At 70.4% G+C, this 25,576-nt stretch carries 23 protein-coding genes; 18 read left to right on the forward strand and 5 right to left on the reverse strand.

The features are described 5' to 3' along the window. Positions 1 to 22: 22 nt before the first annotated feature. The 8 genes from ACIPJ2_RS07185 to ACIPJ2_RS07220 all read left to right on the forward strand — a co-directional run bounded on the left by ACIPJ2_RS07185 (position 23) and on the right by ACIPJ2_RS07220 (position 9,463). On the forward strand, positions 23 to 1,255 hold the full coding sequence (locus ACIPJ2_RS07185; RefSeq protein WP_402728198.1) for a Gfo/Idh/MocA family protein: 1,233 nt from the start codon (positions 23 to 25) through the stop codon (positions 1,253 to 1,255). Beyond that, positions 1,252 to 2,154: a sugar phosphate isomerase/epimerase family protein gene (locus tag ACIPJ2_RS07190; RefSeq protein WP_402728199.1), complete on the forward strand. Its 903-nt coding sequence runs from the start codon at positions 1,252 to 1,254 to the stop codon at positions 2,152 to 2,154. Before ACIPJ2_RS07185 ends, ACIPJ2_RS07190 begins: the two co-directional genes overlap by 4 nt. After that, positions 2,151 to 3,179 (forward strand): Gfo/Idh/MocA family oxidoreductase, encoded by a 1,029-nt coding sequence (locus tag ACIPJ2_RS07195; RefSeq protein WP_402728200.1) that lies wholly within the window; start codon positions 2,151 to 2,153, stop codon positions 3,177 to 3,179. The genes ACIPJ2_RS07190 and ACIPJ2_RS07195 overlap by 4 nt, the downstream gene beginning before the upstream one ends. A gap of 32 nt (positions 3,180 to 3,211) precedes the next feature. Beyond that, entirely contained in the window at positions 3,212 to 4,222 is a 1,011-nt protein-coding gene (gene iolG / locus ACIPJ2_RS07200; RefSeq protein WP_402728201.1) for an inositol 2-dehydrogenase, read from the forward strand. Beyond that, entirely contained in the window at positions 4,219 to 5,106 is an 888-nt protein-coding gene (locus ACIPJ2_RS07205; RefSeq protein ID WP_402728202.1) for a sugar phosphate isomerase/epimerase family protein, read from the forward strand. The genes iolG and ACIPJ2_RS07205 overlap by 4 nt, the downstream gene beginning before the upstream one ends. A 93-nt stretch (positions 5,107 to 5,199) precedes the next feature. After that, positions 5,200 to 6,039, forward strand: a complete 840-nt coding sequence (gene iolB, locus ACIPJ2_RS07210; RefSeq protein ID WP_402728203.1) for a 5-deoxy-glucuronate isomerase — start codon at positions 5,200 to 5,202, stop codon at positions 6,037 to 6,039. A 23-nt stretch (positions 6,040 to 6,062) separates the two neighbouring features. Then, on the forward strand, positions 6,063 to 7,979 hold the full coding sequence (gene iolD, locus ACIPJ2_RS07215) for a 3D-(3,5/4)-trihydroxycyclohexane-1,2-dione acylhydrolase (decyclizing) (RefSeq protein ID WP_402728204.1): 1,917 nt from the start codon (positions 6,063 to 6,065) through the stop codon (positions 7,977 to 7,979). Further along, positions 7,976 to 9,463, forward strand: a complete 1,488-nt coding sequence (locus ACIPJ2_RS07220) for an NAD-dependent succinate-semialdehyde dehydrogenase (protein WP_402728205.1) — start codon at positions 7,976 to 7,978, stop codon at positions 9,461 to 9,463. The genes iolD and ACIPJ2_RS07220 overlap by 4 nt, the downstream gene beginning before the upstream one ends. A 19-nt stretch (positions 9,464 to 9,482) precedes the next feature. Here the strand turns inward: ACIPJ2_RS07220 and ACIPJ2_RS07225 are convergent, their stop codons facing one another. Together ACIPJ2_RS07225 and ACIPJ2_RS07230 are read right to left on the reverse strand one after the other, a co-directional pair. Continuing rightward, positions 9,483 to 10,253 carry an IclR family transcriptional regulator gene (locus ACIPJ2_RS07225; protein WP_402728206.1) on the reverse strand — a complete coding sequence of 257 codons (771 nt, stop codon included), beginning with the start codon at positions 10,251 to 10,253 and terminating at the stop codon, positions 9,483 to 9,485. Continuing rightward, positions 10,246 to 11,031, reverse strand: a complete 786-nt coding sequence (locus ACIPJ2_RS07230) for an IclR family transcriptional regulator (protein WP_402728207.1) — start codon at positions 11,029 to 11,031, stop codon at positions 10,246 to 10,248. Before ACIPJ2_RS07230 ends, ACIPJ2_RS07225 begins: the two co-directional genes overlap by 8 nt. 105 nt (positions 11,032 to 11,136) lie before the next feature. Here ACIPJ2_RS07230 and ACIPJ2_RS07235 point away from each other — a divergent pair, with 105 nt between their 5' ends. The 4 genes from ACIPJ2_RS07235 to ACIPJ2_RS07250 are packed head-to-tail and all read left to right on the forward strand — an operon-like array spanning position 11,137 to position 16,263. Continuing rightward, the gene (locus tag ACIPJ2_RS07235) at positions 11,137 to 12,027 is read left to right on the forward strand and encodes a transketolase (protein WP_281266998.1); all 891 of its coding nucleotides are present in this window, start codon (positions 11,137 to 11,139) and stop codon (positions 12,025 to 12,027) included. Next, positions 12,024 to 12,980 (forward strand): transketolase family protein, encoded by a 957-nt coding sequence (locus tag ACIPJ2_RS07240; protein ID WP_402728208.1) that lies wholly within the window; start codon positions 12,024 to 12,026, stop codon positions 12,978 to 12,980. Before ACIPJ2_RS07235 ends, ACIPJ2_RS07240 begins: the two co-directional genes overlap by 4 nt. Further along, positions 12,977 to 14,821 (forward strand): phosphoenolpyruvate carboxykinase (GTP), encoded by a 1,845-nt coding sequence (locus tag ACIPJ2_RS07245; protein ID WP_402728209.1) that lies wholly within the window; start codon positions 12,977 to 12,979, stop codon positions 14,819 to 14,821. The genes ACIPJ2_RS07240 and ACIPJ2_RS07245 overlap by 4 nt, the downstream gene beginning before the upstream one ends. After that, entirely contained in the window at positions 14,818 to 16,263 is a 1,446-nt protein-coding gene (locus tag ACIPJ2_RS07250; protein WP_402728210.1) for a glyceraldehyde-3-phosphate dehydrogenase, read from the forward strand. The genes ACIPJ2_RS07245 and ACIPJ2_RS07250 overlap by 4 nt, the downstream gene beginning before the upstream one ends. Positions 16,264 to 16,351: 88 nt before the next feature. Here the strand turns inward: ACIPJ2_RS07250 and ACIPJ2_RS07255 are convergent, their stop codons facing one another. Both ACIPJ2_RS07255 and ACIPJ2_RS07260 read right to left on the reverse strand, forming a co-directional pair. Next, on the reverse strand, positions 16,352 to 17,710 hold the full coding sequence (locus ACIPJ2_RS07255) for a 6-phospho-beta-glucosidase (RefSeq protein WP_402728211.1): 1,359 nt from the start codon (positions 17,708 to 17,710) through the stop codon (positions 16,352 to 16,354). Further along, positions 17,707 to 18,486, reverse strand: a complete 780-nt coding sequence (locus tag ACIPJ2_RS07260; protein WP_281267003.1) for a DeoR/GlpR family DNA-binding transcription regulator — start codon at positions 18,484 to 18,486, stop codon at positions 17,707 to 17,709. Before ACIPJ2_RS07260 ends, ACIPJ2_RS07255 begins: the two co-directional genes overlap by 4 nt. Positions 18,487 to 18,686: 200 nt before the next feature. On the opposite strand from ACIPJ2_RS07260, the gene ACIPJ2_RS07265 reads away from it, so the two are divergent. From ACIPJ2_RS07265 to ACIPJ2_RS07290, 6 genes are read left to right on the forward strand one after another with little or no spacing between them, the layout of a single operon-like run. Further along, entirely contained in the window at positions 18,687 to 19,655 is a 969-nt protein-coding gene (locus tag ACIPJ2_RS07265; protein ID WP_402728212.1) for a carbohydrate kinase family protein, read from the forward strand. A gap of 45 nt (positions 19,656 to 19,700) precedes the next feature. After that, complete coding sequence (locus tag ACIPJ2_RS07270; protein ID WP_402728213.1) at positions 19,701 to 21,065, forward strand: extracellular solute-binding protein; 1,365 nt, start codon at positions 19,701 to 19,703, stop codon at positions 21,063 to 21,065. Between the two features lie 11 nt (positions 21,066 to 21,076). Next, positions 21,077 to 22,033, forward strand: coding sequence for a carbohydrate ABC transporter permease (locus ACIPJ2_RS07275; RefSeq protein WP_402728214.1), 957 nt, complete (start codon positions 21,077 to 21,079; stop codon positions 22,031 to 22,033). After that, on the forward strand, positions 22,030 to 22,854 hold the full coding sequence (locus ACIPJ2_RS07280; RefSeq protein ID WP_281267007.1) for a carbohydrate ABC transporter permease: 825 nt from the start codon (positions 22,030 to 22,032) through the stop codon (positions 22,852 to 22,854). Before ACIPJ2_RS07275 ends, ACIPJ2_RS07280 begins: the two co-directional genes overlap by 4 nt. A gap of 11 nt (positions 22,855 to 22,865) precedes the next feature. Next, positions 22,866 to 23,636, forward strand: a complete 771-nt coding sequence (nagB, locus tag ACIPJ2_RS07285; protein ID WP_402728215.1) for a glucosamine-6-phosphate deaminase — start codon at positions 22,866 to 22,868, stop codon at positions 23,634 to 23,636. Positions 23,637 to 23,690: 54 nt separating this feature from the next. Then, complete coding sequence (locus ACIPJ2_RS07290; protein WP_402728216.1) at positions 23,691 to 24,470, forward strand: alpha/beta fold hydrolase; 780 nt, start codon at positions 23,691 to 23,693, stop codon at positions 24,468 to 24,470. A gap of 23 nt (positions 24,471 to 24,493) precedes the next feature. Here ACIPJ2_RS07290 and ACIPJ2_RS07295 read toward each other — a convergent pair whose 3' ends face one another. Further along, positions 24,494 to 25,495: a zinc-binding dehydrogenase gene (locus ACIPJ2_RS07295; RefSeq protein WP_402728217.1), complete on the reverse strand. Its 1,002-nt coding sequence runs from the start codon at positions 25,493 to 25,495 to the stop codon at positions 24,494 to 24,496. Positions 25,496 to 25,576: the final 81 nt, after the last annotated feature.

Below are 25,576 nucleotides of genomic sequence, written 5' to 3' on the forward strand. Positions count from 1 at the left end.
ACCAGGAAGCAAAGGAGCCCCTGTGGCAGACAACAGCGCGCCCCGCACCGTTGGTGTCGGACTCATCAGCGTCGGGTGGATGGGGCGACTGCACTCCCGCTCCTACGCCCTCCTCCCGCTCCTCTACCCGGAGCTCGGCATCCGCCCGCGCCTCGTCGCCGCCGCGGACGTCGCACCAGCCGGCCGGGACTACGCCGCGGACGTCCTCGGGTACGAGAAGGTCGTCTCCGACTACCGCGAGGTCCTGAACGACCCCGAGGTCGAGGTCGTCTCGATCTGCGCCCCGAACTCCCTGCACGCGGAGATCGGCATCGCCGCCGCCGAGGCCGGCAAACCGTTCTGGATCGAGAAGCCCGTCGGCCGTGGCGCATCCGAGACCGAGGCCGTCGCCGCCGCCGCGGACGCGGCCGGGGTCGCCACCACGATCGGCTTCAACTACCGGCACGTGCCCGCCGTGCAGCACGCCCGCCAGCTCGTCCTCGACGGCGCGCTCGGCCGGATCACGAACGTACGGGGACGGTTCTTCGGCGGCTTCTCCTCGAACCCCGAGGACCCGCTGACCTGGCGCTTCGTCCGTGCCACCTCGGGCAGCGGCGTCCTCGGCGACCTGATGGGGCACCTCGTCGACCTGATGCACTACGTCCTCGGCCCGATCGGATCGATCTCCGCCGCCACGGGCACCTACCTCACCGAGCGACCCGGGCTCCCCGGCACGCCCGACGCCGGCAAGCTGCTCCCCGTCGAGAACGAGGACTACGCCACGATGCTCGTCCGCTTCGACGAGTCCGCGGTCGGTGCCGGTGCGATCGGCAACCTCGAGGCGTCACGCATCGCGGTCGGTCCGCGCTCCGAGTACGCGTTCGAGGTCTTCGGCACCGAGGGGTCGGTCCGGTGGGACTTCGAGCGGCTCAACGAGCTCGAGGTGGCCCTCGCCCGGACCGGGCAGCACGTCGGCTACACCCGCGCGTTCGCCGACGGGTACTTCCCGGACTACTCCCGCTTCCAGCCGAGTTCCGGCACGAGCATGGGCTACGACGACCTCAAGGTGATCGAGGCCGCCAAGTTCCTCACCGCCGCGACCGGAGGGGAGGCCACCGGGTCCAACATCCACGACGCCGTCGCCTCGGCCCGCGTGCTGAGCGCCGCCGAGGAGTCCGCGGAGTCCGGCCGCTGGGTCGACCTGCCCGTCGAACCCGGTGCCACCGCCAACGTCCGTGCGACCGCCGTGCACGCCGCAGAAGGGACACGAGCATGAGCCTCCGCATCGCCACCGCACCGATCTCCTGGGGAGTCAGCGAGGTGGACGGCTGGGGCTACCAGCTGCCGCCGGAGCGCGTCCTGGCCGAGATGACCTCCCTCGGGTTCGCGGCCACCGAGCTCGGCGCCCAGGGCTTCCTGCCCCCGGCACCCGAGGACAAGGCGGCCCGCCTGGCCGAGTTCGGCATGACCGCGATCGGCAGCTTCGTGCCGGTCATCGCACACCAGCCCGGCATCGACCCGCTGCCGCGCATCGAGCAGGAGCTCGCGGACTACGCGGCTTCGGGGGCGACCGTGCTCGTGGTCTGCGCCGACAGCGAGCAGACCGGGTACGACGCCCAGCGCGAGCCGCTCACCGACGAGCAGTGGGCCACCCTGTTCGCGAACCTCGACCGCATCACCGAGGCCGCGGCGGCCGTCGGCGTCACCGCGACGCTGCACCCACACGTCGGCACGGTCGTCGAGACCAAGGAGGACGTCGACGCCGTCCTCGCCGGCTCCACGATCCCGTTCTGCTTCGACACCGGGCACCTGTTCCTCGGCGGGACGGACCCCGTCCGCTTCGCCGCCGAGCACACCGACCGCATCGCCTACATGCACCTCAAGGACGTGTCGCTCGACGGCATGCGCCGGGTCGCGGACGGCGAGATCAGCTACTTCGACGCGATCAAGGCCGACCTGCTCTACCGCCCGGTCGGCCAGGGCGACGTGGACATCCGCGCGATCCTGACGAGCATGGTCCAGGCCGGCTTCGACGGCTGGATCGTCCTGGAGCAGGACAAGGTCGTGCTCGAGGAGCCGGCCGCCGGTACGGGCCCGATCGCGGACGCCCGTGCAAGCGTCGAGTACGTCCGCGCCCTCGTCGCCGAGCTCGAGGCCGCCGAGGTCGCACGGTGAGGATCGGCGTCGCCGGGCTCGGCCGCATCGGCACGATGCATGCGCGGAACCTCGCGCGGACCGCGGGCGTCGACGAGGTCGTCCTCGTCGGCCGCGACCCCGGCAGGACCGAGGCGGTGCGGAAGCGTCTCGACGAGCAGCGCGGGGACGAGCAGGGCTGGGCGGCGCTCTCCACCACGGTCGACCCGCTCGCCGACGTGCTCCCGTCGCTCGACGGTGTGCTCGTCGCATCGGCGACCGACACGCACGCCGAGCTCGCCCGTGTCGTCGCGGACTCGCGCACCCCGCTGCTCATCGAGAAGCCCCTGGCACTCGGCGTCGACGAGCTGACCGAGCTCTCCCGCGACCTCGACGCGACGGGGACGCCGATCATGGTCGCGTTCCACCGTCGCTACGACCCGGGCTACCAGCGGCTCCGGCAGCACGTCCTCGACGGCGACGTCGGGACGCTCCGACTCGTCCAGGCGACGGAGAACGACCACTACGCCCTGCCGATCGACTACATCCCGCAGTCGCACGGCATGTGGCTCGACCTGCTCGTCCACGACTTCGACATCATCCCGTGGACGGTCGGCGACCCGATCGTCGAGGTCTCGATGATCGGGTCTGTGCTCGACGAGCCGGTCTACGGCGAGCACGAGGACACCGACACCGCGATGGTGACGCTGCGCTTCGCTTCCGGCGCGGTCGGCAGCATCGGCGCACTCCGCCGCAGCGACGCCGGCCAGGACGTCCGGCTCGAGGTCACCGGCTCGAAGGGCGCGTTCGGCGCCGGCTACGGCCCGCGCACCCCGATCACCTCGACGGAGCCGGGCGGGACCGCGCCGTCTGACCCGTACGACACGTTCGGCGACCGCTTCGTCCCCGCGTTCGAGGAGGAGATCGCCCACTTCGTCCGGATGGTCCGCGGAGCGTCGGAGAGCCTCACGCCGCCCGCAGCCGGACTCGTCGCCACCGCGCTCGCCGAGGCCGCCGCGGAGTCGTTCCACACCGGGCGTCCCGTCCGGCCCCGCACCACCGCGTAGACGCGGCACAACCCACCACCCAGGAGATTGCAATGACGCAACAGACCCGGATCGGCCTCTTCGGCACCGGTCGCATCGGACAGGTCCACGCCATGAGCGTCGCCGCCATCGACGACGTGGAGCTCGCGTGGGTCTGTGACCCGTTCGTCGAGGGCGCCGAGCGCACGGCCGCCGAGTACGGCGGCAGGGTCAGCACGGACCCGGCCGAGGTGTTCGCCTCAGGGGAGGTCGACGCCGTCATCATCGCGGCTCCGACCGCGACGCACGTCGACCTCATCGACGCTGCGATCGACGCCGGTGTCCCGGTTCTCTGCGAGAAGCCGATCGACCTCGACCTGGCCCGCGTCGACCGGCTGCGCGAGAAGGCAGCGGCGGCGACCGTGCCGATCGTGCTCGGGTTCAACCGCCGGTTCGACCGCCACTTCGCCGAACTGCACCGCCGGGTGACGGCGGGGGAGATCGGCACGCTCGAGCAGCTGCTCATCACGAGCCGGGACCCCGCCGAGCCGCCGGCGGCGTACCTCGCCGCATCGGGCGGGATCTTCCGGGACATGACCATCCACGACCTCGACATGGCGCGGTTCTTCGTGCCGGAGATCGTCGAGGTCACCGCCCGCGGTGCGAACACCTTCAGTGCGTCTGCCAGGGAGTTCGGGGACTTCGACTCGGCGGTCGTCACCCTGCGCGGGGCGAACGACGAGCTGGTCGCCATCACGAACTCGCGGCATGCCTCGTACGGGTACGACCAACGGTTCGAGGTCTTCGGCTCGGAGGGGCTGCTCCAGGTCGGCAACCAGACGGACACGCTCGTGCGGCACTGGGGAGCGGGTGCGGTCGAGTCGCTCGAGCCGTACCAGAACTTCTTCCTGCAGCGGTACGCCGAGGCGTACCGGCTCGAGGTCGTCGAATTCCTGAAGGCGGTCAGGGGCGAGCCGTCGCGCAGCCCCGGCTTCGAAGACGGTCGCGCGGCGCTCGTGCTCGCCGACGCCGCCGACCGGTCAGCGCGGACGGGTGCGTCCGTCGCGGTGGACCTGTCACGATGAGCCGGGTCAGCCAGGACCTCGTCGCGACGTGCTGGACGACGGCCGGGACCGCGGTGCCGGACGGTCCGTCGGAGCGGAGCTCGTTCTCGGCGCGCGAACGGGTCAGCGCCGCGGCCGATGCCGGGTTCGTCGGTCTCGGGTTCGTCGTCGACGACCTGGAGGTCGTCCGCGACTCGATCGGGTTCGAGGCGCTCCGCGAACACGCCGACCGGGTCGGCATCCGGCATCTCGAGGTGGAGCTGGTGAAGGACTGGTGGCGTGACCCGGACGAGCGTCCGTGGCGTGCCCGGTGGGAGCTGCTGGCCGAGGCCGCACGGGTGTTCGGCAGCCCGATGGTGAAGATCGCACCGCCGCCCGCGCCCACGGTGGACTCGCTCGAACCGTACGTCGGACCGTTCCGGCGCCTGGCCGACGAGGCTGCGGGGATCGGCACCCGTCTCGCGCTCGAGCCGCTGCCGTTCGCCGGGATCTCCTCGATGCCGCAGGGATCGGAGCTCGTCCGTGCGGTCGACCACCCGCACGCCGGGTTGGTCGTCGATTCGTGGCACGTCTTCCGGGCGGGGACGTCCCTCGACGAACTCCGTCACACGCTCGATCCGGCGACCGTGATCGGGGTCGAGGTGAACGACGCCGACGCACTGCCGCAGCCGGGTCTGAGCCTGTTCGAGGACACCCGCGACAACCGGCGGTACCCAGGAGAGGGCGCGCAGGACGTCGTCGGGTTCCTCCGCACGATGGCCGAGGTCGGGTGGTCGGGGCCGTGGGGTGTCGAGATGCTCTCCACCGAGCATCGTGCGAAGTCGCTCGCCGACGCGCTCGACGCCGCACGGGACACGACGCTGCGGTGCCTCCGGCTCGCCGGGGCCGACCGCCAACCGGCCTGAGACGCTTTTCTCACAGCGGACGGTTCGTCCAGCAAGCGATAAAAGCGCTATGCTCGTCCTGTCCGAACGCAACGACGCAGAGAGGATCACAACATGGTCGACCCGCAGGTGCTCAAGCACGGCGCATGGGACGTCATCACCCCGGAGATCGCCGGATGGGAGTACGTCACCTTCCAGGTGAAGACGTTCGGCGACGGCGAGACCGTCGAACTGGCAGCCGACGGCAACGAGCGGGCGTTCGTGAACCTGCACGGTGACCTCGTCCTCACCGTGGGTGGGGTCGAGTACCGCATCGGCGGCCGGGACACGGTCTTCGACGGACTCGGGCACACCCTCTACGTCCCCCGTGACACCGCCGTGACGGTCACCGCGACACCGGGTGCCGAACTCGCGATCGCGAGCGCACCGGCCACCGAGCAGCACGAGGTCGTCCTCGTCACGCCGGACGACGTCGGCTCCGCGACCCGCGGCGCCGGGAACGCGACGCGGCAGGTCTCGACGCCGATGTCGCCCGACTTCCCGGCCGACCGTCTGCACGTCGTCGAGGTGTGGACCCCCGGCGGCAACTGGTCGAGCTTCCCGCCGCACAGGCACGAGCACGACGTCGACGGCGAGGCGCAGCTCGAAGAGGTCTACTACTACCGCACCCGTGACCCGGAGAACGGGTGGGCACTCCAGCGGGTGTACAGCCCGGAGCGCGACTTCGACCTCGACGTCCCCGTCCGCGACGGTGACATCTGCCTGATCCCCTGGGGTTACCACACCACCGTGGCGGCGCACGACCAAGACCTCTACTACCTCAACGTCCTCGCCGGACCCGCGCCGAAGCGCACGCTGCAGGCCGCCGAGGACCCTGCGCTCGCTCCGGCCCGCGCCAAGTGGGACGACCTCGGCACCGACCCCCGCGTGCCGTTCGTCCCGGTCCGCCCCTGACCCACCACAGAAGGAAGTCCGCAATGGCGCAACATCCTCAGCCGACCCGCCGCCTCACGGTGGGCCAGGCGATCGTCGAGTTCATGCAGGCCCAGCACGTCGAGCGCGACGGCGTCACGACGCCGTTCTTCGGGGGTGCGTTCGGCATCTTCGGCCACGGCAACGTCGCGGGTCTCGGCCAGGCGCTCCTGCAGTACCAGGACGTCTTCCCCTACTACCAGGGGCGCAACGAGCAGGGCATGGTCCACATCGCGACCGGCTACGCGAAGATGCGGAACCGCCTCGGCGCGCTCGCCGTCTCCACGTCGATCGGTCCGGGCGCGACCAACATGGTCACGGGTGCCGGCACCGCGACGGTGAACCACATCCCGGTCCTGCTCTTCCCGTCCGACGCGTTCGCGACCCGGTCGACCGGCGCCGTCCTGCAGCAGCAGGAGCACCCGTACGCGATGGACGTCACCGCGAACGACTCCTTCCGCGCGGTCTCGCGCTACTTCGACCGGATCAACCGGCCAGAGCAGCTCGCGTCGGCACTCCTCGAGGCGATGCGGGTCCTGACCAGCCCCGCCGACACCGGTGCCGTGACCATCGCGGTCCCGCAGGACGTCCAGGCCGAGGCGTACGACTTCCCGGAGGCGTTGTTCTCGCACCGCGTCTGGCACGTCGCCCGCAACCGCCCGGACCGTGCGGCGATCCAGCGCGCCGCCGAGCTGATCAGGAGCGCCGACAACGCGGTGGTGATCGCCGGTGGCGGGGTCGTGTACTCCGACGCGACGGACGAGCTCGTCCGCTTCGCCGAGTCGACCGGCATCGGCGTCGGTGTCACGCAGGCGGGCAAGGCGGGCATGCCGTGGGAGCACCGCCTGGCGCTCGGCGCGCTCGGCTCGTCCGGGTCGGCGTACGCGAACGCCATCGCGAACGGTGCGGACGTCGTGATCGGCATCGGCACGCGCTACACCGACTTCACGACGGCCTCGAACACGATGTTCCAGAACCCCGACGTAGCGTTCGTCAACATCAACGTCGCCGAGGTCGACGCGTTCAAGGAGTCCGGCATCCCCCTCGTCGGCGACGCCCGTGAGACGCTCGCCGAGCTCCGCGCCGCGCTCGACGGCTTCGCGCTCGACGCCGACGTCGTCGCGTCGAACGAGCGGGCCGCGAGCGACTGGCGTGCCGAGGTCGACCGCATCATCGAGGTGCAGGACGGCCCGACGCTGTCGCAGGCCGAGATGCTCGGACTGCTCAACACCTCGGCCGAGGCCGACGACGTCGTCATCAACGCCGCCGGTTCGATGCCGGGGGACCTGCACCGGCTCTGGCGACCGGGCAGCCCGAAGGGCTACGACATCGAGTACGGCAACTCGTGCATGGGCTACGAGGTCGCAGGAGGCGTCGGCGCGCAGCTCGCGGCCCCGGACCGCCGTGTCCACGTGCTCGTCGGCGACGGCTCGTACCTGATGATGTCGCAGGAGATCATGACCGCGGTGCAGGAACACCTGCGCATGACCATCGTGATCGTCGACAACTTCGGGTACGGATCGATCGCAGCGCTGTCGGAGACGCTCGGCTCGCAGACGTTCGGCACCCGCTTCAACGAGCGCGGTGAGGCCCTGCGTCACGACGGCCGGCGCCTCGAGGTCGACTTCGTCGCGAACGCCGCGAGCTACGGCGCCGAGGTGTTCTCCGCCGACACCGCAGACACCTTCCGGAACGCACTCGACGACGCCCGTGCGTACGACGGCACCAGCGTCGTCTACGTCCGCGTCGACGCCCAGGGCCGCTTCGGCGGCTCCGGCGCCTGGTGGGACGTCCCCGTCGCCGAGGTCTCGACCCTCGACAGCACGAAGGACGCCCGCGCCGCCTACGACGAGCACAAGCGGGACCAGCGGCTCTACCTGACGCAGTCCGCCCCGCATGTCCGAGAACTGGAGCACTCATGACCGACGCGACCGACGTCCTGGACTCGACCACGGACTCGGCGACCATCGTGGCCGGGGTCCCCACGGGCCTCCTGATCGGTGGGGTCGAGCGAGCCGCGTCGGACGGCGCGACCTTCGACGTCCACAACCCCGTCGACGGCAGCGTGATCGCGACCGTCTCGAGCGGCACCCGGAACGACGCGCAGGCGGCGGTGGACGCCGCGGCGGATGCCGCCGCCGAATGGGCGGCGACCCCGCCCCGGAAGCGGTCCGAGATCCTGTCGCGCGCGTACGACCTGATGATCGAGCGTGCCGACTGGTTCGCCCGACTGATCACGGCGGAGAACGGCAAGGTGTTCGCGGACGCGCGCGGTGAGGTCGTCTACGCGGCCGAGTTCCTCCGCTGGTACGCGGAGGAGGCCGTCCGGATCCCCGGGTCGCTGCAGACCGCGCCCGGCGGTGCGAACAAGATCCTGGTCGAGCACCGGCCGATCGGCATCGCGATCCTCGTGACGCCGTGGAACTTCCCCGCGGCGATGGCCACCAGGAAGATCGGCCCGGCGCTCGCCGCCGGCTGCACCACCGTCCTCAAGCCGGCGAGCGACACCCCGCTCACCGCGCTCGCGATCGGGAAGCTCTTCGAGGAGGCGGGCCTGCCCGCCGGTGTCCTCAACGTGCTGCCGAGCCGGTCCTCCGGCACCGTCGTCGAGCAGATGGTCCGGGACCCGCGTGCCCGGAAGCTGTCGTTCACCGGCTCCACCGAGGTCGGCGTCAAGCTCATGAAGCTCGCGGCGGAGTCCGTCGTGAACACGTCGATGGAGCTCGGTGGCAACGCGCCGTTCGTGGTCTTCGACGACGCGGACCTCGACGAGGCAGTGGCCGGCGCGATGATCGCGAAGATGCGCAACGGTGGCGAGGCCTGCACCGCCGCGAACCGCTTCTACGTGCAGGAGGGCATCGCGGCCGCGTTCTCGGAACGGCTGGCCGAGGCAATGGGGGCACTGCGCACCGGCGACGGTCTGGCCTCCGACGTCCAGCTCGGTCCGATGGTGAACGAGGGCGCCCGTGACGACATCGCCCGTCTGGTGGACGGCGCGAAGGAGGACGGCGCGACGGTGCTCACCGGCGGCTCGTCCCCCGACGGGCCCGGCTGGTTCTACCCGGCGACGGTGCTGAGCGACGTCCCCGAGCATGCTCGCATCCTCAAGGAGGAGATCTTCGGGCCGGTCGCGCCGATCGTGACGTTCCGCACCGAGGACGATGCGGTGCGGCTCGCCAACGGCACCCCGTTCGGGCTCGTCTCGTACGTCTACACGCAGGACCTCGCGAGGGGCCTGCGCCTCAGCGGCAAGATCGAGTCCGGCATGGTCGGTCTGAACCGTGGACTGGTTTCGGACCCGGCGGCGCCGTTCGGGGGCATGAAGGAGTCCGGCATCGGCCGCGAGGGCGGTGCCGAAGGGCTCCTGGAGTACATGGAGTCGCAGTACATCGCGGTGAGCTGGTAGCCGGAAGCCGGCAGGTGCGCTACTGCAGCGGGGTCGTCAGTTCGCTGGCGACCCCGCGCTCCAGTTCTGCCAAGGCCCCGAGTGCCGCGTCCACGAACTCGTCCGCACGCTCCCGGATGTCCACCGACCGACCGGCGATCGACAGGCACCCGATGAGTTCGCCGGCCGAGCCGAGCACGGGGAACGCGAGGGCACCGATCCCGATGGTCGCGTCGTCGAGCGAGAGCGTGTGGCCCTGGGCGCGGGTGCGGCGCACGTCCTCGCGGAGCGCGTCGGCGTCCACCATCGTCTTGCTGGTCAGCGGACGACGATCCGGGCCGTCCGACAGGTACTCCTCGACGTCGCGGGTGTAGGCGAGGACGAGCCGGCCGGCACCCCCGGCGTACAGCGGGAGCGACCGACCAGGGGCGAGCGTCAGGACGCCGATGCCCCGACCGGGCGCCCAGTCGATGCAGACCGCCTCGTCGCCACGAGGCACCGTCAGGAACGCGGTCTGCTCCGTGCGCTCGGCCAGGTCGTCGAGGACCCGGCGTGCCGACGCCCACTCGGTCATGGCGTCACGCGCGGCATCCGCCAGGTGCAGCCACTTCACGCTGAGCCGCGCCCGGTTCTCGTCCGTCGTCGTGGCCATACCGACTGCCTTCAGTCCGTCGATGAAGCGGTACACGCTGGGTCGCGGGAGACCGGTGGCCTCGGCGAGTTCGGCGGGGGAGAGGTCGCCGCGCTCGGCGAGTGCTTCGACGACCGCCATCGAGTTGGCGAGGACGCGCATCGGTTTCCGGTCAGCCACGTCGTCCTCCGTCGTACCCGAGATCGGCGCTGATCGCCGCAGCGGTGGACACCACGAGTGCCCCGAGTTCCGGTTCGCGGTCGATGAGACGCTCGCGGAGCCCGCTGATGGACACCGCCGCGACGAGCTCGCCGCGGTGGTTGAACACGGGGCTGCCGAACGCCGCGATCCCGATCGTGACGTCCTGGTCCGAGCGGGCGTACCCCCGTCGCCTGGTCGTCTCGAGCTCGGCCTGCAGGTCACCGCGGGACGGCACCGGGTAGGCCGGGTCCGGCGCGGCGACGAGCTCGTCGACGACGGCGTGCTGTTCGCCGGCGGGCAGGAACGCCAGGAGCGCCCGGGGTGCTCCGCCGACGTGCAGCGGGAGCGCGTCACCGACCTGCATCGCCACGGAGCGGACGTCGTGCCCCTCGAGGCGTTCGACGCAGACGGCCCGGGTCCCGCGGCGGTAGCACAGCAGCGCGGCGACGCCCGCGGTGGAGCGGAGCTCCCGCATCCTCGGCAAAGCCAGTCCGCGCACGTCGAGGGAGTCCTCGAGAACGCCGCCGATCTGCATGCACGCGAGTCCGAGCCGGTACGTCCCGCGTACCGGAGCCGGGTCGACCCAGCCCATCGCGATGAGACTCTGCAGCAGCCGGTAGGTGGAGCTCGTGGGCTCGTCGACCGCGTCCGCGAGGGCACTCACGGTCAGTGCCTCGGCGTCCGCCAACGCGTCGATGATCGCGCCGGCCTTGCTGAGGATCTCGATCCCGCCGTCGTCGGAGGCGCCGTCTGCCATGTCGTCATCTTCCCATGACCGATGCGCTCGTTGAATCTCACTCAGTAGACATGTCGTTCACGGAGTGATAGTTTTGGCGCACCACCGCAGAGCAAAGGAGTCGCCGTGACACGCAACGACGCGAGAGACGTCGAACACCTCGAGACCGTCGCCCGAGAAGGGAGATGGCGCGTCCTCGAGACGGTGGCTGCGAGCAAGGCCGGCCACGTCGGCGGGCCCATGTCGGCCATGGACCTGATGGTGGCCCTGTACTTCCACCAGCTCCGGATCGACCCCGAGCGGCCGCACGACCCCGATCGCGACCGGTTCATCCTGTCCAAGGGGCACTCCGCGATCGGCCTGTACTCGGTCCTGGCGCTCCGCGGGTACTTCCCCGTCGAGGAGCTCGCCACGTTCGACCACGGCGACTCGCGCCTGCAGGGTCACCCGGACATGAAGCTCACCCCGGGGGTGGACTCCTCCACTGGTTCGCTCGGCCAAGGACTCTCCGCCGGCTCCGGCATGGCGATCGCCGCCAAGATGCAGGGCAAGGACTTCCACACCTGGGTCGTGCTCGGCGACGGCGAGATCGAGGAGGGCATGGTCTGGGAGACCGTGATCCACGCCCCCCGGTACGGCCTCGACAACCTCACCGCGATCGTCGACCTGAACGGCCTGCAGCAGTACGGCTGGCCGGCGGGCGACCATGACCGGTACGACCGCAGCGAACCGATGGGGCACGTCAACCTGCCAGCGGTGTTCCGAGGGTTCGGATGGAACGTCATCGAGATCAACGGGCACGACTTCGAGGAGATCCTCGATGCCTACGCCGAGGTCGACGCCGCCCGCGGCACGACCGGCAAGCCGACCGCGATCATCGCCCACACGGTGAAGGGCAACGGCGTCTCGTTCACCCGCGCGACGTTCAAGTGGCACAACGGCGTCCCGACCGCGGAACAGCTCGACACCGCTCGCGCGGAACTGCTCATCGACCAGAAGACGGAGGCCCTCGCATGAAGGCGCAGCGCGCAGTGTGGGGCGACACCCTCACCGAACTCGCCGAGACGGACGACCGCATCGTCGTCGTCGACGGTGACCTCGCCACCTCGACCATGGCCGTCACGTTCGCGAACGCGCACCCGGAGCGGTTCATCCAAGCCGGCATCGCCGAGCAGAACATGGTCGGGATCGCCTTCGGCATGTCCACCCTCGGGTACCGCCCGTGGCTGTCGTCGTTCGGCGTCTTCCTGACGAACCGGGCCCTCGACCAGGTGCGCATGCTCGTCTCGCAGACCAAGGCACCGGTCCGTCTGGCCGCCGCCTACACCGGGCTGCTCAACGGCGCGAGCGGCAAGACCCACCAGGACATCGAGGACCTGTCCGTGATGCGGGCGCTCCCGAACATGACGGTCCTCGCGCCCGCCGACGAGACGGAGGCGGCAGCGATCATCCAGTGGGCAGCGGAGCACGACGGCCCCGTCTACCTCCGACTCGCCCGCGACGCCGTCGCCGACGTCTTCGACAGCGGCTACGAGTTCCGGATCGGCCAGCCGGTCCTGTTGCGGGACGGCGGCGACGGTGCCGCCGCGGAGGTGACGGTGGTGTCGACGGGGGTGCAGACGTCCCGGACCCTCGAGGCGGTCTCGGCGGTCGAGACTTCTGGCCGCAGCGTGCGGCACGTGCACCTGCCGACGATCAAGCCCCTCGACGACGACGCGCTCTGGGCGCTGCTGGACGGTGCGCGCACCGTCGTCACGGTCGAGGAGCACTCGGTGGTCGGTGGCCTTGGCGACGTCGTCGCCGCCGTCCTCGCCGGACACGCCAGCGGCGCTCGACTGACGAAGGTGGGGCTCGCCGACTCATGGGCCGAGTCGGGACCGAACGACTTCCTCCTGGACAAGTACGGTCTGTCGGCCGACCGGGTCGCCGCGCGCATCCGCGACGCGGTCGGCGAGCGGGTGCCGTCATGAGCGTCGTCGACGCGACGGCCGCCGGCACGACCATCGAGCCGGGTCCCGGAAGGGAGGCCCTGCATCGTTGGGTGGACCAGGTCGCGTCCCTGACGGAGCCCGACCAGGTCGTCTGGTGCTCCGGCAGCGACGCCGAGAACCGCGCGTTGCTCGACGCGATGGTCACGTCCGGTTCGCTGATCGCCTTGGACCCCGGCCTCCGGCCGGACAGCTACCTCGCCAGGAGCGACCCCGCGGACGTGGCCAGGGTCGAGGACCGCACGTTCATCTGCTCCGTCGACGAGGCGGACGCCGGCCCGACGAACAACTGGCGTGATCCCGCCGCGATGCGCGCAGACCTCACCGACCGGTTCCGTGGCTCGATGCGCGGCCGGACGATGTACGTGGTGCCGTTCTCGATGGGCCCGATCGGGGGCGCCATCTCCCAGGTCGGCGTCCAGGTCACCGACTCGCCGTACGTCGTCGTCTCGACCCGCATCATGACCCGGATGGGGGACGACGCCCTCACACAGATCGACGAGGACACGGTCTGGGTGCCGGCAATGCACAGCGTCGGCATGCCCCTGGTCACGGACGACGGCGACCGGATCACCGACGTCCCGTGGCCGTCCAACGAGACGAAGACCATCGCGCACTTCCCGGAGACCCGGGAGATCTGGTCGTACGGCTCCGGGTACGGCGGCAACGCGCTGCTGGCGAAGAAGTGCTTCGCACTCCGGATCGCGTCATCGATGGCGCGTGACGACGGGTGGCTCGCCGAACACATGCTCCTCATCCGCGTCACGACACCGGCGGGCAAGGTCCTGCACGTCGCGGCCGCCTTCCCGTCCGCGTGCGGCAAGACGAACTTCGCGATGATGACCCCGACGGTGCCCGGGTGGAGGGTCGAGACGATCGGGGACGACATCGCGTGGCTCCGGCCGGGTGCCGACGGACGACTCTGGGCGATCAACCCGGAAGCCGGCTTCTTCGGTGTCGCTCCGGGAACCGGCCCGGACACGAACCCGGCGGCCATGTCGACCGTCCGGTCCGGCACGGTCTTCACCAACGTCGCGATGACGCTCGAGGGTGACGTGTGGTGGGAGGGCGCGTCCGACACCCCGCCGCGGCACCTGATCGACTGGCGTGGCCAGCCGTGGGAGCCGGGGAGCGCGACGCCGGCAGCGCATCCGAACGCGCGCTTCACGGTCGCCGCGGAACGGTGCCCGACGATCTCCGACGACTGGGACAGCCCGGACGGGGTCCCGATCGACGCCATCGTGTTCGGCGGACGGCGCGCGTCGAACGTGCCGCTCGTCGCCGAGGCCGAGGACTGGGAACACGGCGTGTTCTTCGGCTCGACGATCTCCAGCGAGCAGACCGCTGCCGCCGAGGGCCCGGTCGGCGAGCTCCGCCTCGACCCCTTCGCGATGCAGCCGTTCTGCGGCTACAACATGGCGGACCACTGGGCGCACTGGCTCAGGGTCGGCGACCGTCTCGGGACGAAGGCGCCCCGCGTCTTCCGTGTCAACTGGTTCCGCAAGTCCACCGACGGCGACTACCTCTGGCCGGGCTTCGGCGAGAACGTCCGCGTCCTCGAGTGGATCGCCGGTCGGCTCGACGGGAGCGCCGACGTGCGCTGGAGCCCTGTCGGCGGGCTCCCCGGTGTGGGCGACCTCGACCTCGACGGACTCGACCTCGACGGCTTCGCACTCGACGCCCTGTTCGCGGTCGACCCCGCAGCGTGGACCGACGAGGCCGAACAGCTCCGCGAGCACTTCGACCGGTTCGGTTCCCGCGTCCCGGCGCGACTCCGCGCGCGACTCGACCAGCTCGTCCGCCGGCTCGAGGAGGCGGCGTGAGCACCGACAGCGAGCTCTGGGATGACTGGGACGCGCAGCTCGGGCTCGCCGAGCAGATGATCCCCTTGATCGGTCGCCTGCACCGACGCGACGGTGTGGTCGCCGGGGTGCACGGACGCCGCCTCGTGAACCGATCGGCGATCGACATCGTCAGGGCCCACCGGTTCGCCCGACACGTCGACGGTGCACCTCTGCCACTCGCCGAGTCGCTGCGGATCCTGCGCGCGGCCGTCGACACCGGTGCCCCCGGCCCCGCGTCGCTCGACGTCGGCGCGCTCGCCGCACGGCTCAGGGCCACGGAGGACGACGACGTGCACCACGCGACCGCGATCGCGGAGCTCCTGCGGGACGCTGCCGCCGGCGGTGCGCTCCCGACCACCGACGTCGTGCTCTACGGATTCGGGCGCATCGGTCGCCTCCTCGCTCGCATCCTCATCTCCCACCAGTCCGGCGGGTCAGGACTCCGTCTCCGCGCGATCGTCCTCCGAGCGTCGTCGGGCCGGGACGACCTCGTGAAGCGCGCCAGTCTGCTCCGCCGCGATTCCGTGCACGGCCCGTTCGACGGCACGATCACCGTCGACGAGCACGCCGAGACGATCACCGCGAACGGCACGCGCATCCAGGTCATCCGCGCGTCGGACCCCGCCGCGGTCGACTACGCCGCCTTCGGGATCGAGGACGCGATCGTCGTCGACAACACCGGGAAGTGGCGCACCGAAGCAGAGCTCCGTCGACACCTGCTCGCCCATGGGGCCGGGCGGGTGCTGCTCACCGCTCCGGGCAAGGGCGATGTCCCGAACGTCGTGCACGGCATCAACAGCGAGCAGGCCGAGCGCGCCGACGTGGTCGCGGCGGCGTCCTGCACGACCAACGCCGTCGCACCGGTCCTCGCGGCGCTGCACGCGGAGTTCGGCGTCGTGCGCGGGCACGTCGAGACGGTGCACTCCTTCACGAACGACCAGAACCTCACCGACAACTTCCACAAGGCCGATCGCCGTGGTCGGGCCGCGCCGCTCAACATGGTCATCACGGAGACGGGTGCGGCGCAGGCGGTGGCGAAGGCCGTTCCAGGACTCGCTGGTCGGCTCACGGGCAACGCGATCCGGGTCCCGACCCCCGACGTGTCGCTCGCGATCCTGCACGTGACGACCGAGCGCCGGGTCACTCGGGACACGGTGAACACGTTCCTCCGCCGGACGTCCCTGGAGTCGGACCTCCGGTCGCAGGTCGACTACGTGGAATCGCCCGAGTTCGTGTCCTCCGACGTGCTCGGCTCGCGGTTCGCCGGTGTGGTCGACGGGCTTGCGACGCAGACGAACGGTGATCACGACGTCGTCGTCTACGTCTGGTACGACAACGAGTTCGGTTACTCCTACCAGGTGATCAGGGTGGTCGAGACGATGAGTCGCGCGCTGGCGGTCTCCCGGGTCGCCGTGGCGTGACCGACCGAGCGTCCGGCCGCGATCTCCTGCGTGCGCCGGGCTGCCGGGAGGGGGCCGCCGCCCCGTACGGTCCCCTCCCTTCCAGCGGTCACCTCGTGAGCACCGCCGCGACCTCCGGGATGCGGTCCACGTAGCCGCGGACCAGGTCGCGCGCCACGGAGACGCTGTCGACGAGCGGGTGCAGCGCGAACGCCTTGAGCGCCTCGTCCTTCGACCCGGTGAGCGCCGCCCGGATGGTGTGCCGTTCGACGGCCTTCACCTGCGACATCAGCCCGATCTGGTGCAGGTCGGGCTGGTCGGCCGTCATCGGGTGCACGCCGTTCGCATCGACCATCGTCGGGACCTCGACCACGGCGTCGCGGGGCAGGCCGGCGATGGTGCCGTTGTTCCTGACGTTGAGGATCATCGTCTGGCGCTCGTTCCGGCTGATCGCGGCCATCACACCGAGGGCGACGCCCGCGTAGCCCTGGTGCGACGGGTCGGTCTCCCGTTCCTTGGGGTCGAGCGGCTCGTCCTGCGTTCCGCCCTTCGCCTCGGCCATGTAGGAGGCGCTCCGCCGCTCGACGGTCTCCCGCCAGAGCTCGGCGACGCCGCCCCCGGCGGCGCTCGCCCGGTCGTAGAACGCGGACTGGCTCTCGGCGAGGAAGTCCCCACGGGTCTTGCCGGAGCCGACGATGGAGCGCACGGCGTCCCGGTTGAAGTAGTAGTAGAAGAGGTACTCGTTCGGGATCGCGCCGAGGGAGCGGATCCAGTCGAGGCCGAAGACGTGCCCCTCCTCCATGGCACCGAGTCGCTCGTCGTCCGCCATGAGCTCGGGCAGGACGTCGCGGCCGTCGTACATGACGCGGCGCATCCAGCCGAGGTGGTTCAGGCCGACGTAGTCCATCTGCACGCGGGTGTGGTCGAGGCCGAGCATGCCGGCGACGCGGCGGCCGAGCCCGGACGGGGTGTCGCAGATGCCGAGGACGCGGTCGCCGAGGACGCTCTGCATCGCCTCGGTGATGATGCCCGCCGGGTTCGTGAAGTTCATCACGTAGGCGTTCGGGGCGAGGTCGCGGATGACCTTCGCCGCCTCGACCATCACGGGCACGGTGCGGATCGCGTAGGCCAGCCCGCCGGGACCGGTGGTCTCCTGCCCGAGGACGTTCAGGTCGAGCGCGACGTGCTCGTCGCAACGGCGCCCTTCGAGTCCGCCGACGCGGAGCGCGGCGAAGACGTAGTCGCTGCCCTCGACCGCGCGGTGCAGGTCCGTCGTGGGCTTGAGGACGGGCGCGTCGGGGAAGGCGGCGGCGAGCTCGGTCAGGATCGCGACCATCGCGTGCAGCCGGACCTCGTCGACGTCGTACAGCGCGACCTCGTCGACGCGGGGTGAGCCGGTGTCGCGGAGCAGCGCCTGGTACACGTACGGCGTGCGGAACCCGCCGCCTCCGAGGATGCAGAGCTTCATGTGATGATGACCTCTCCGCCGGCGTTCCGGCTGTGTGCGAGTGTTTCGTCGGGGGCGCCGGTCGTCGTGATCAGCGTGTCGACGTCGGTGAGGGAACAGAGGCGGAGCGCCCCCGTCCCGGGGAACTTGGTCTCCGATGCGAGCAGGACGACGCGCTCGGCGGCGGCGATCATCGACTGCTTGATCGGGGCCTCGACGGCCATGTTGTCGACGACGTGACCGTTCGCGCGGACGCCGGTGCATGACAGGAAGACGACGTCGGCGCTGACGTGCTCGAGCGCGGCCTCTGCCAGCGACCCGACGAGCGTGCGGTAGTTCCGACGGACCACGCCGCCGAGGAGCACCAGACGCACGGCCTCGTCGTCGCGGAGGACGTCGAACACCGCCAGGTTCGTCGTGATGACGGTGATGTCGCGCCCGCGGAGGAGCTCGGCGATCTGCGGCGTGGTCGTGCCGATGTCGAGGATGACCACCTGGCCGTCGGTGACCATCGCGGCGGCGGCGGCGGCCATGCGGCGCTTGAGGTCGATGTCGCCGGCCTCCTCGAACGGGGTCTCGACGGGTTCACCGTCGTCGCCGTCCTGCGCGGTCTGCCGCGGTGCGAGGACGGCACCGCCCCAGGTGCGGACGAGTTCGCCGTTGCGGTCGAGCATCTCGAGGTCACGGCGGATCGTCGCCGGACTCACGGACAGGGCGTCGGCGAGTTCCTGGACCGAGGCCGCCCCGTCGAGCCGGAGCGCCTTGATGATGCGGTTCTGCCGCTCTCGCAGGATCATGCCGTCACCATATCCGAAATCGCGCACGATCACGCAAGATCAATCATGCAAACACCGATTCAGATCAGACTTAACAAATCTGGAGCAATCGGGTAACGTCCTCGCAACACGAACCACGCAGGCTTGAGCACCACCAGCGGATCGGAATCCCGAATCGCGCAGACCTGCGCAGGGATGATCCGCAATGACGAGGAGAAGCCGTGCCCGAGGCGAGCCCGACCACCGATCCCGGCGCCTTGCTGTTCGCCGGCGATGTGTTCTGTGACCTGGTGTTCTCCGGTGTCACGGCCCCGGAGCAGGGCGCCGAGGTGTACGCCGACGCGTTCGCCGTCACCCCGGGCGGCGTCGCGAACCGTGCGGTCGCCGCGGCCCGTGCCGGCGCGCCGACCCGCGTGCTCAGCCGCCTCGGCGACGACGTCCTCGGCCGGCACGTGCACGGGCTGCTGACCGCGGAGCCCCTGCTGGACACGAGCCTGCTCGAACTCGTGCCCGGTCACCAGAGCTCGGTCTCCGTCGCGCTGACGGGGCCGGAGGACCGGAGCTTCATCACGTACGAGGAGCAGCTCGAGCCCCTGACGATCCCCGACGACATCGGCCGGGTGGCCGCCACGCACGTCGGCATCGCCCGTCCGCTGCCGGCGTGGGTCGCGACGCTCCGCGCCTCGGGGACCACGGTCGTCGGCGGCGTCGGGTGGGACCACACCGGCGAGTGGTCCGGCGCGGTGCTCGACCGGCTCGCCGAGGTCGACGTCTTCGTGCCGAACGACGTCGAGGCGATGCGGTACACCAGGACCGACACCGCGCTGGAGGCCGCGAAGGTCCTGGCCGAGCGGGTCCCGCTCGCCGTGGTCACCCGCGGCCGGGACGGCGTCGTCGCGGTGGACTCGGCGAACGGCGTCGTCGCCACCGCCGAGACGATCCCCGTCGACGTGGTCGACCCGACCGGCGCTGGTGACGTGTTCGTGGCCTCGTTCATGGCCGGCACGCACCACGGCTGGGACCTCGACACCCGTCTCCGGTTCGCCGCCGCGAGTGCCGCGTACGCCGTCACCGGACTCGGCGGCGCCGCGAGCGCCCCGCACCCGGCCGAACTCGTCGCCTTCCTCCGCCGCACCGCCGCCCCCGGTGACTGGTCGTTCCTCGACGCGTCCGTGCCCACCCGCGCCTGACCCCACCGACCCTCCCCAGCACCATCCACCCACTCGCAGAACTGGATGACCATGAAGCACATCAGCAAGACGACGATGCTCATCGGCGTCGCCGCGGCGGTCGCGCTCGGCCTGACCGCGTGCACCCCCGGCGGATCCGCGGCACCTGCGGCATCACAGAGCCTCGGCCCCGTCTCGAAGGACGTCGGTTCGGGGAAGACGACGCTGACCGTCTGGGACCAGAACACCGACACCGGCATCAACGACGCGCAGCAGGTGCTCAACGACGAGTTCGAGAAGGCGCACCCGAACATCACGATCAAGCGGGTCTCGCGGTCCTTCGCCGACCTGAAGACGACGCTCAAGCTCGCACTCTCCGGGGACAACCCGCCGGACGTCGTGCAGGCGAACCAGGGCTACCCGGACATGGGCGCCTTCGTGAAGGCCGGGTTCCTCCGTCCCGTCGACGACTACGCGAAGCTCTACGGCTGGGACGACTACTACCCGTCGAGCCTGCTCAAGCTCAACTCGTTCTCCTCCGACGGCAAGACCTGGCAAGGGGACGACCTCTACGGCGTCTCGCAGACCGGCGAGCTCGTCGGGCTGTACTACAACAAGGCGGTCCTGAAGGACGCCGGCATCGACTCGCCGCCCACGACCGTGGCTGAGCTGACCGAGGACATGCAGAAGGTCAAGGCGGCGGGCACGCTCCCACTGAGCTACGGCGACGTCGAGAAGAGCCCCGGCATCCACCTCTACGGCCTGGTGCTCTCCGCGCTCGCCGGTCACGACGCCGTCAACGACCTCGTCGCCGGCAAGTCAGGCAGCTGGACGGGTGACGACGAGGTGAAGGCTGCGCAGACCATCACGGACTGGGTCGGCAAGGGGTACGTGACCGAGGGCGCGAACGGCGTCTCGCGCGACGACGCCGTCGCGGCGTTCGGCAAGGGCGAATCAGCGTTCCTCATCACGGGCACCTGGTACCAGGCGACGCTCGAGGCCGCGGCGAAGGCCGACGACATCGGCTTCACGGCGCTGACCCCGCCCGACGCGTCGAAGCCCGTCACGATGGGCGGCGAGGGGCTGGCGTGGGCCATCACCTCGAAGACGAAGAACGCGAACGCGGCCGCCGCGTACGTCGACTTCGTCACGAACGCGAAGGCCTCCGAGACGCTCGTCCAGAAGGGCAACCTGCCGACGGTGGTCCCGGACGACGACACCCCGGCATCCGGCACGATCGCGGGCGACATCACGAGCAACTACAAGTCGATCTCGTCGTCGAACAGCATCACGCCGTACCTCGACTACGCCACCCCGACGTTCTACGACACGATCACGGCCGCGATGCAGGACCTGGTCGCCGGCAAGGCCAGCCCGGAGCAGTACACGAAGACGCTCCAGGACGACTACGCCGGCTTCGTGAAGAAGTAGCGAGGACCCCCGTGACCCAGTTCACCGGAACCACGGCGGGTGCTGCCGACCGCAGCGCCCGCCGCGGGCGGACCCGCCGGACGGCCGGCGCCGTCCGGAAGCGGCGGCGGAGCCTCGTCGCGTACCTCTACATCCTCCCCGCGTTCGTCGTGTTCGCGGTGTTCCTCGGGGTGCCGTTCCTGCAGAGCATCCAGTACTCGTTCTACGACTGGGACGGGCTCTCGGCCGCGACCTGGGCCGGGTTCGCGAACTACGCTGGCGTCTTCACCGACGCCCAGCTCCGAGCGTCGTTCGGGCACGCGCTCGTGCTGATGGTGTTCTACGCGGCGATCCCCGTGGTCGTGGCGCTGTTCCTGACCGCGCTGATCTCGCGGGTGAACGGCCTCCGTGGGATGTCGTTCTTCCGTACCGTGCTCTTCCTTCCGCAGGTCATCGCCTCGGTCGTCGTCGCGACCATCTGGGTCTCGATCTACTCGTCCGACGGCCTGTTGAACGACGGGCTCCGGCTCGTGGGCCTCGGGCAGTTCGCGCAGGTCTGGCTCGGCGGATACGACACCGCCCTGCCCGCGATCGGCTTCGTCGGCACCTGGCTCAACGTCGGTCTCTGCCTGGTGCTCTTCCTGTCCGGCGTCGGCAACATCCACCCGAGCCTGTTCGAGGCCGCGCGCATCGACGGCGCCGGTGCCGCTCGGGAGTTCTTCTCGATCACGCTGCCGTCCCTCCGCGGGCAGATCGCCGCCGCGCTCACCCTCACGGTGGTGTCCGCACTGAAGACGTTCGACCTGGTCTACGTCACGACGAGCGGTGGGCCGGGCAACTCGACGTCGGTGCCCGCGTTCGAGGCGTACAACCGGGCGTTCCAGACCGGGCAGGTCGGGTCGGCCGCCGCGGTCGCCGTCTCGCTCACCGTCGTCATCATGATCGTCACGGCCCTGATCGGCCGCCTCCAGCCGAAGGACGTCGCATGAGGATCTCCGTCCGCGAGAAGACCGTGAACTACGTCATCCTGACGCTGTTCGCGCTCTTCGCGATCATCCCGCTCATCGGGGTGCTGCTGTCCTCGGTCACCCCGTCGGCGCAGAACTCCGGCGGGTTCAGCGTGCCGACGTCGATCGACCTCGGGAACTTCGGCGCCGCGTGGAACCAGGGACACTTCGCGAGCTACATGTTCTCGAGCGTGCTCGTCACGGTCTCGGTGGTCGTCCTCACGACCGTCCTGGCGGTGTTCGCCGGGTTCGCGTTCGCACGGCTCGACTTCTTCGGCTCGAACGTGCTCTTCTTCGTGATGCTCGCCGGCCTGATGCTCCCCGCCGAGGCGTTCATCATCCCGCTCTACTTCAACCTGCGGAGCGTCGGGCTGACCGACACCTACACGAGCCTGATCCTGCCGCAGACCGCGCAGTCCTTGGCGTTCGGGATCTTCTGGATGCGCAGCCAGTTCCGGAGCTTCCCCGGGGAGGTCATCGAGGCCGCCCGGCTCGACGGTGCCCGGGACGTGCGGCTGCTCTGGCAGGTCATCGTCCCCGCGGCCGTCGCCCCGATCATGACGATGGCGCTCCTCATCACGATGTGGACCTGGAACGAGTTCCTGCTGCCCCTGGTGCTCATCACGAGCGAGGACCACCGGACCGCGCCGCTCGGCCTCGCCTTCTTCAAGGGCGCCCACCTGACCGACTACTCGCTGTTGTCCGCCGCGGGGGTGATCGTCGCGCTGCCGATCGTGGTCCTGTACTTCTTCCTGCAGAAGCGGTTCATCTCCGGGATGCTCGGCGGCTTCGCGGACCGCTGAGGAGCGCCGACGTGGAGATCGTCATCCTGCCCACGCCCGCTGAGGTCGGTCGCGTCGCCGCGGCGAAGATCGCCTCGGTCGTGGCGAAGAAGCCGTCAGCCGTCATCGGTCTCGCGACCGGGTCCAGCCCCCAGGGCATCTACACCGACTTGCAGCGCCGCGTGGACGCGGGGGAGATCTCCTTCGCCGAGGCACGCGGGTTTGCCCTGGACGAGTACGTCGGGATCCCGCTGGAGCACCCCGAGTCGTACGCGTCGGTGATCGCGCGTGACGTGGTGGCGCCGCTGGGTTTCGACGCGTCGCGGGTCCGGGTGCCGGACGGTCGTGCTGCGGACATCGAGTTCGCGGCGAAGGAGTACGACGCCGCGATCCGTGCCGCTGGGGGGATCGACGTGCAGATCCTCGGGATCGGGGCGAACGGGCACATCGGCTTCAACGAGCCGACGTCCTCGTTCGCGTCACGGACCCGCATCAAGACGCTCGCACCGTCGACGCGGGAGGCCAATGCCCGGTTCTTCGACAGTCTGGACCAGGTGCCGACGCACTGCATGACGCAGGGGCTCGGCACCATCCTCGAGGCGCAGCAGCTGGTCCTCGTGGCGCAGGGGTCGGCGAAGGCCGACGCGATCGCGGCCGCGGTCGAGGGGCCGCTCAGCTCCTTCGTCCCCGGGAGTGCGCTGCAGCTCCACGAGCACGCGACCGTCGTCGTCGACGAGGAAGCAGCAGCCGGACTCCGGCTCGCGGACTACTACAAGTACACGTACAGCAGCAAGCCAGCCTGACGGTCGGACGACCGGTCGGTCCGTCACGGTGCGGGGGACTCGTAGGCTTGCCGGGTGATCGTTCGCGTCCTCGGTGCTGGTCGTCCGCTCGTCGCCCTCCACGGATTCGGGGTGGACCATCGCATCATGCTGCCGCTGGCGGACGCGGTGCAGGACCTGCCCTGGCGACTCGTGTTCCTCGACCTCCCGTGGACCGAGGCCGCCGCGGGCACCTCGACCGCGACGAGCGCGGGCGAGGTGGCCGACGGTGTCCTCGCGGAGATCGACGAGCACCTCGGCGACGAGCCGTTCGCCGTCATCGGGAACTCCTTCGGCGGCATGATCGCCCGTCATGTCGCGCACGAACGCCGGGACCGCGTGCTCGGTGTCGCGACCCTGGCGGGTGTCGTGCAACCAGCACACGCGGACCGCGCCGTCCCCGAGCGCACCGTGCTGCACACCGACCCGTCCGTGCTCGAGGCCGCCGGTGACGCGCGGGAAGCGTTCGAGGAGGTCAGCGTCATCCAGGACGCGGCCGCGTTCGCAGCGTTCGAGCAGTACGTGTTGCCCGGTCTCCGCGGCTCGGACGCAGCGATGATGGAGCGCATCGCCGCTGACTACGCGCTGGAGGCCGTGCCCGAGGAACGTCATCCGGCGCCGTTCACCGCGCCGGCGCTGCATCTGTTCGGTCGGCAGGACGACGTCGTCGGGTACGAGGACGGCCTCGCGCTCCGGGATCACTACCCACGAGGGAGCGTCGTCGTCCTCGACGCCGCCGGACACAACGTGCACCTCGAGCAACCCGAGGTCACCACCGCCCTGGTCCGCGACTGGCTCGCACGCATCGACCGGTAGCCCGTCCGTTGCCGGGGCAGCGATCAGGGACGGAAGACGGCCCTGACGCATCCGTCGGTCTTCTCCTTGAACATGGCGTAGCCGCCGGGTCCGTCGTCGAGTGGCATGACGTGCGTGGCGAGGTGCTCTGTGACGATCTCGTCCCGCGCCATCCGCTCGAGGAGCATCGGGATGTACCGGTGTCCGTGCTGCTGAGCGGACCGGAGCGTCAGGCCCTTGTTCATCACCGCCCCGAGGGGGAACTTGTCGACGAAGCCCCCGAAGACGCCCAGCACGAAGATGCTGCCGCCCTTGCGCGCAGCGAAGACCGCCTCACGGACGGCAGTCGGTCTGTCCGTCTGCAGCCGCAGCTGCTGCTTCAGCTGGTCGAAGGCGAAGTCGGGCCCGTCGCGGTGTGCCTCCATGCCGACAGCCTCGATGCACACGTCGGGGCCGCGGCCACCCGTGCGTTCTCGGAGCTCGGCCGTCACCTCGGCCGTCTCGTAGTTCATGGTCTCTGCACCGATGACCTGCTCGACCTGCGTGAGCCGTTCCTGGAAGCGGTCGATCACGATGACGCGTTCCGCGCCGAGCAGCATCGCACTGCGCGCAGCCATCTGGCCGACACCACCAGCGCCCCAGACGGCGACGGTGTCGCCGGGCCGCACACCCCCGAGGTCCGCTCCCATCCATCCCGTCGGGGCAGCGTCGGACGCGAAGAGCGCCCGCTCGTCGCTGACCCCGTCCGGGACGGGGAAGGCGCCCTGGTCCGCGTACGGCACCCGGATGTACTCCGCGTGACTCCCGGCCCATCCGCCCAGTGCGTGCGAGTAGCCGTAGCAGCCGCCGGGTGCCTGGCCCCAGAGCATCTCGGGGATGCCCGCGTTGGGGTTGCCGTTGTCGCAGAGCGAGAACAGTTCGTTGCGGCAGTACCAGCACTTCCCGCAGCTGATGAACGAGCACACCACGACCCGGTCACCGACCTTGTGCTCGGTGACGGCCGATCCGACGTCGACGACCTCGCCGATGAACTCGTGTCCGAGCACGTCGCCGCCCCCATGGTGGGGACGTACCCGCCGAGCAGGTGGAGGTCGGACCCGCAGGTCGTGCTCAACGTCACCTTGACG

The sequence above is a fragment of the Curtobacterium sp. NPDC090217 genome, from assembly GCF_044746705.1.
In the GTDB taxonomy this organism is placed as follows: Bacteria; Actinomycetota; Actinomycetes; order Actinomycetales; family Microbacteriaceae; genus Curtobacterium.